Source organism: Pseudomonas sp. HMWF006, from assembly GCF_003061205.1.
Lineage (GTDB): Bacteria > Pseudomonadota > Gammaproteobacteria > Pseudomonadales > Pseudomonadaceae > Aquipseudomonas > Aquipseudomonas monsensis.
The window spans coordinates 16,037-21,698 of record NZ_QAIU01000581.1 but is presented as its reverse complement, the minus strand read 5'-3'; the positions used below and the strand labels follow the sequence as shown (position 1 = coordinate 21,698).

Below are 5,662 nucleotides of genomic sequence, written 5' to 3'. Positions count from 1 at the left end.
GCGCACCCGTTCCAGAGCCGCCTGCACCGGATCGAGGGTAGCCACCGCCGGTTGCGTCGCCCGTTGCGCACGGGCCTCGCGCTCAGCCTGTTTCTGGTGTTCTTCGCGTTGCAGGCGGGCGTTGCGTCGTTCGAAACGCTGGCGCGCATGATCGCGTTTGGCCGCGCGTGCGCGTTGTTCTTCCAGGCTGAGGGCCAGGCCGCCCACCACCGGCAGCGTGCCTGGCGGCAGCGGATGCATTTCGATGCAATCCACCGGGCACGGCGCCACGCACAGGTCGCAACCGGTGCATTCGTCGATCAGCACGGTGTGCATCAGTTTCGCGGCGCCGACGATGGCGTCGATCGGGCAGGCCTGAATGCACTTGGTGCAGCCGATGCACTCGGCTTCGCGGATGAACGCCACTTGGGGCGGTGCCGAACCACGGCTGACGTCCAGCTCCAGCGCCGGCACCTTCAGCAGTTCGGCCAGCGCCGCGATGGTTTCGTCGCCGCCCGGTGGACACTTGTTGATCGGTTCGCCCTCGACGATGCCTTGCGCATAGGGCTTGCAGCCGGGGTGGCCGCATTTGCCGCACTGGGTCTGCGGCAGGAGGGCATCAATGAGTTGAATCAGACTCATGTTTTAATCAGTCCACTGAATCCGAGAAAAATCACTGCGATCAATCCGGCGCCGATCAGGTCGATCGGCAGGCCGCGAAAGGGCAGGGGAATGTCGTTGTCGGCGGTGCGTTCACGCAAGTCGCTGAACAGACTCAGCACCAGCCAGAAACCCAACCCGGCGCCAAGGCTCAGCGCCGTTGCCTGCAGCAGGCCGCGATCCTGTTGCGCATTGAGCAAGGCCAGCCCGAGCACGCCGGCATTGCCCAGCAACAACGGCCAGAGTCCGTCGAACGGCCAGTCGGGCAGCGCACGCGCCAACAGTTTCAGCAGCGGTGCGATCAGCAGCACGCTGAGCGGCAAGCACACGAACAGGTGCAGGGCCTGCAGTTGCAGCGGCACGAGCAGCCAGTGCCAGATCCCGTAACCGATGACGCCGACGCTCAGCATCAGGCAGAACGTCGCCAGCCCTAGCGCATGCAGCTGGCGCCGACTGCCCGCCAGCAACGGATCGACGCCCAGCGGCCAGTGCAACACGAAGTTGTTGAGCAGGGCGGCACTGATCAGCGTAAGCGCAAGTTCGGTCATGGTTCTGCCGGCAGCAACGGGCGGGTGTCACTTAAGGTTAGGCATTATCCGGCACCCGCGAAGGGTGGGCCAGATATGAAAAATCCCACAGGCTTGCAGAACATGCCTGTGGGATCGTTTTACCGCTGGGCCTTACTTGATGCGTTGACCCGGCTTGGCGCCGCTGTCCGGGCTCAGCAGGTAGATTTCTTCACCGCCGGGACCTGCCGCCATCACCATGCCTTCGGAGATGCCGAACTTCATTTTCCGTGGCTTGAGGTTGGCGATCATCATGGTCAGGCGACCGTCGAGTTTCGACGGGTCCGGGTAGGCGCTCTTGATTCCGGAGAACACGTTGCGCTGCTCGTCGCCGATGTCCAGCGTCAGGCGCAGCAGCTTGTCCGCACCTTCGACGTGTTCAGCCTTGACAATCAGGGCGACGCGCAGGTCTACGGCGGCAAAAGTGTCGAAGTCGATTTCCGGCGACAGCGGATCCTTGGCCAGCTCGCCGTTGCCCGCCGATGCGGCGGCACCGGTGTCGGTCTGGCTGGCGGTCAGGTCTTCTTTCGAGGCGTCGGTCATGGCTTGTACTTTTACCGGGTCGATGCGGGTCATCAACGGTTTGAATTCGTTCAACTGATGATTGGCCAGCAGGGTGGTGTGGTCGTTCCAGGTCAGCGGGGCGACGTTGAGGAACGCCTCGGCATCGGCGGCCAGCAGCGGCAGCACCGGTTTGAGGAAGATCACCAGTTGGTGGAACAGGTTGATGCCGGTGGCGCAGATCGCCTGGACTTCATCCTGCTTGCCTTCCTGCTTGTTCAGCGACCACGGGGCCTTGTCGGCGATCCACGCATTGGCGCGGTCGGCCAGGGCCATGGTTTCACGCATGGCGCGGGCGAAGTCGCGGGCTTCATAGGCGTCGGCAATGCTTGGCGCAGCAGCGAGGAACGCCTCGGTCAGCTCTGGCGCGGCATTGTTGTCGACCAGCAGGCCGCCGTTGCCTTTATGAATGAAACCGGCGCAACGGCTGGCGATGTTGACCACTTTGCCGACCAGGTCGGAGTTGACCTTCTGCACGAAGTCTTCGAGGTTCAGGTCGAGGTCATCGACGCCACGGCCCAGTTTGGCCGCGTAGTAGTAGCGCAGGTATTCCGGCGACAGGTGATCCAGGTAGGTCCGGGCCTTGATGAAGGTGCCGCGGGACTTGGACATCTTCTGGCCGTTGACGGTCAGGTAGCCGTGCACGTTGATCCCGGTCGGCTTGCGGAAACCGGCGCCTTCGAGCATGGCGGGCCAGAACAGCGCGTGGAAGTTGACGATGTCCTTGCCGATGAAGTGGTAGAGCTCGGCGGTGGAGTCCTTGCCCCAGAACGCGTCGAAGTCCAGCTCAGGCGTACGGTTGCAGAGGTTCTTGAAGCTCGCCATGTAGCCGATCGGCGCGTCCAGCCACACGTAGAAGTACTTGCCCGGCTCGTCGGGGATCTCGAAACCGAAATACGGCGCATCGCGGGAGATGTCCCACTGTTGCAGGCCGGCGTCCAGCCATTCGGCGATCTTGTTGGCGACGGCGTCCTGCAGGGTGCCGCTGCGCGTCCAGGTCTGCAGCATCTGCTGGAAGTCTGGCAGTTTGAAGAAGAAGTGCTGGGAATCCTTGAGCACCGGGGTGGCGCCGGAGATCGCCGACTTCGGATCCTTCAGGTCAGTCGGGGCGTAGGTCGCACCGCATTTTTCGCAGTTGTCGCCGTACTGGTCTTCGGTGCCGCATTTCGGGCAGGTGCCCTTGATGAAGCGGTCGGCCAGGAACATTTTCTTTTCCGGGTCGAAATACTGGGTGATCGAACGTTGGGCGATGTGCCCGGCGTCACGCAGTTTCAGGTAGATCTGGCTCGACAGCTCACGGTTTTCTTCGGCGTGAGTGGAGTGGAAGTTGTCGAAGTCGACCAGGAACTCGGCAAAGTCGGCGCTGTGTTCAGCCTGCACGTTGGCGATCAGTTGTTCCGGGGTGATGCCTTCCTTTTCCGCGCGCAGCATGATCGCCGAACCGTGGGCGTCGTCGGCGCAGACATAAATGCATTGATTGCCGCGATGCTTCTGGAAGCGCACCCACATATCGGTCTGGATATATTCCAGCATGTGGCCAAGGTGGATCGAACCGTTGGCGTAGGGCAGGGCGCTGGTGACGAGGATCTTGCGTGGTTCGGACATGTGGGGCTTCGCTACTTGATGAAACGGAGGTCGGCCACTATAAAGCGCTGGCGCATATTTTTCACCCTGTGCGCCTGTTTCCGGATACACCAATCAGTTAATCCCAGCCTGTGAAACCTTTTGAGGGGAGCGGGGCGCTGTGGCGAGGGGATTTATCCCCGATGGGTGGCGAAGCCACCCCAAAACCAGACAACTCGGTCAATCAGGTAAACCGCGTTCAATGGTTTCACGACTGCTGCGTAACCGGTCGGGGATAAATCCCCTCACCACAGTGCTTTCCGGCTCAAGTAATGCGTCTGGCTATAAATCGCCTGACCAGAAACGAACCCGCAGGGTAGGATACCCGCCATCTATTCCCAGTCTTGTTATCGGAGTTGCCCATGAGTGCCGTCACTCGCGCAGCGGTGGAAGCCGTCCTCAGCCAATACACCGACCCTTACCTGAACCAGGACCCGGTCAGCGCCGGTTGCGTGAAGCACATCGAGATTGATGGCGAGCGCGTCAGGGTTGAGCTGGAAATCGGCTATGCCGCCGGTCTGTTCAAAAGTGGCTGGGCGCAAATGCTGCAACTGGCCATCGAAAACCTCGACGGCGTCGTCTCGGCCAAGGTCGAGGTCAACAGTGTGATCGCCGCGCACAAGGCCCAGGCGCAGATTCCGGGGCTGGCCAATGTCAAGAACGTCGTCGCCGTGGCCTCCGGCAAGGGCGGCGTGGGCAAGTCGACCACCGCTGCCAACCTTGCGCTGGCACTGGCCCGCGAAGGCGCCAAGGTCGGGATTCTCGACGCCGACATCTATGGCCCGAGCCAAGGGATCATGTTTGGCATCCCCGAGCGCACCCGTCCTGAAATCAAGGATCAGAAGTGGTTCGTGCCGCTCAAGGCCCACGGTGTCGAAGTCATGTCGATGGCGTTCCTGACCGACGACAACACGCCGATGGTCTGGCGTGGACCGATGGTCTCGGGCGCACTGCTGCAACTGGTCACGCAAACCGCGTGGGGCGATCTGGATTATCTGGTCATCGACATGCCGCCAGGCACCGGCGACATCCAGTTGACCCTGGCGCAGAAGGTCCCGGTGGCTGGCGCGGTGATTGTCACCACGCCACAGGATCTGGCACTGCTCGACGCGCGCAAAGGCGTGGAAATGTTCCGCAAGGTCAACATTCCGGTGCTGGGCGTGGTGGAAAACATGGCGGTGCACATCTGCTCGAACTGCGGGCATGCCGAGCATCTGTTCGGTGAGGGCGGCGGTGAGAAGCTGGCGAGTCAATACGGCGTCGAGCTGCTGGCCTCGCTGCCGCTGTCGATGCTGATCCGCGAGCAGGCCGATGGTGGCAAGCCGACGGTGATCGCCGAGCCGGACAGCCAGATCGCCATGGTCTATCAGGAACTGGCCCGCCACGTCGGTGCGCGGATTGTGTTGCAGGAAGCGGCGACACCGGCGATGCCGAACATCACCATCAGCGACGATTGATGGCCTGAAACACGATCAACTGTGGGAGCTGGCCTGCCAGCGATAGCGGATTCACATTCAACGAATAGGTTGACTGAACCACCGCATTCGCGAGCAGGCTCGCTCCCACATTGTTTTTTGTATTGAGGGGTTAGATGCGCAAGCCGCCATCCATCTCCAGAATCCGTCCGGTGTAGTAGTCGTTCTCGAAGATGTACGCCGCCGAATGGGCGATCTCTTCCGGTTTGCCCATGCGCTTGAGCGGAATCCCCGAAGTCATTTTCTCCAGTGCTTCCGGCTTCATGCCCAAGGTCATCTCGGTCTCGATAAAGCCCGGGGCAATGCCCGCGACGCGAATGCCGTAACGCGCCAGTTCCTTGGCCCAGGTCACGGTGGCTGCTGCCACGCCGGCCTTGGCGGCGGAATAGTTGGTCTGGCCGACGTTGCCGGCGCGCGAAATCGACGAGATGTTGATGATCGCGCCACTGTTCTTCAGCTCGACCATTTTCGCCGCGACTTCACGGGTGCACAGGAACACGCCGGTCAGGTTGACGTCAATCACTGCCTGCCACTGGGCCAGGCTCATCTTGGTCATTTCGCCGTCCTTGACCTTGAGCAGCAGGCCGTCACGGAGGATCCCGGCGTTGTTGATCAGGCCGTGGATTGCACCGAAATCGGCGGCCACTTGCGCGACCATGTGCTCGACCTGTTCTTCATTGGCCACGTTGCACAGATAGCTGCGGGCCTCGACGCCCTTGGCCTTGCAGGCCGCGACCGCAGCATCGAGTTTTTCCTGGTTCAAATCGACCAGTGCGAGCTTCGCGCCCTTGGCGGCGA

General features: G+C 61.7%; 5 protein-coding genes. 1 reads left to right on the top strand and 4 read right to left on the bottom strand.

Annotated features, from left to right (window positions below; all coding sequences use genetic code 11):
• The 3 genes from rsxB to metG all read right to left on the bottom strand — a co-directional run.
• Positions 1-621: electron transport complex subunit RsxB (gene rsxB, locus DBR24_RS26735; protein ID WP_128616214.1), on the bottom strand; the 621-nt coding region annotated here is incomplete at its 3' end.
• Positions 618-1,187, bottom strand: coding sequence for an Rnf-Nqr domain containing protein (locus tag DBR24_RS26730; RefSeq protein WP_123466254.1), 570 nt, complete (start codon positions 1,185-1,187; stop codon positions 618-620). The genes rsxB and DBR24_RS26730, both read right to left, overlap by 4 nt.
• A gap of 132 nt (positions 1,188-1,319) precedes the next feature.
• Positions 1,320-3,371, bottom strand: coding sequence for a methionine--tRNA ligase (gene metG, locus DBR24_RS26725; protein ID WP_128616213.1), 2,052 nt, complete (start codon positions 3,369-3,371; stop codon positions 1,320-1,322).
• A 380-nt stretch (positions 3,372-3,751) separates the two neighbouring features.
• Between metG and apbC the strand changes: the two genes are divergently transcribed.
• A complete protein-coding gene (gene apbC, locus DBR24_RS26720; RefSeq protein ID WP_123466258.1) occupies positions 3,752-4,846 on the top strand; it encodes an iron-sulfur cluster carrier protein ApbC in 1,095 nt (364 codons plus the stop codon).
• A 130-nt stretch (positions 4,847-4,976) separates the two neighbouring features.
• Here apbC and DBR24_RS26715 read toward each other — a convergent pair.
• Positions 4,977-5,662 (bottom strand): SDR family oxidoreductase (locus DBR24_RS26715; protein ID WP_256591873.1); only part of this gene is annotated, 686 nt, incomplete at its 5' end.

Coding starts and splice junctions, on each gene's coding strand:
- DBR24_RS26730 (WP_123466254.1), bottom strand. CDS start 1,187: ATGACCGAACTTGCGCTTACGCTGATCAGTGCCGCCCTGCTCAACAAC.
- metG (WP_128616213.1), bottom strand. CDS start 3,371: ATGTCCGAACCACGCAAGATCCTCGTCACCAGCGCCCTGCCCTACGCC.
- apbC (WP_123466258.1), top strand. CDS start 3,752: ATGAGTGCCGTCACTCGCGCAGCGGTGGAAGCCGTCCTCAGCCAATAC.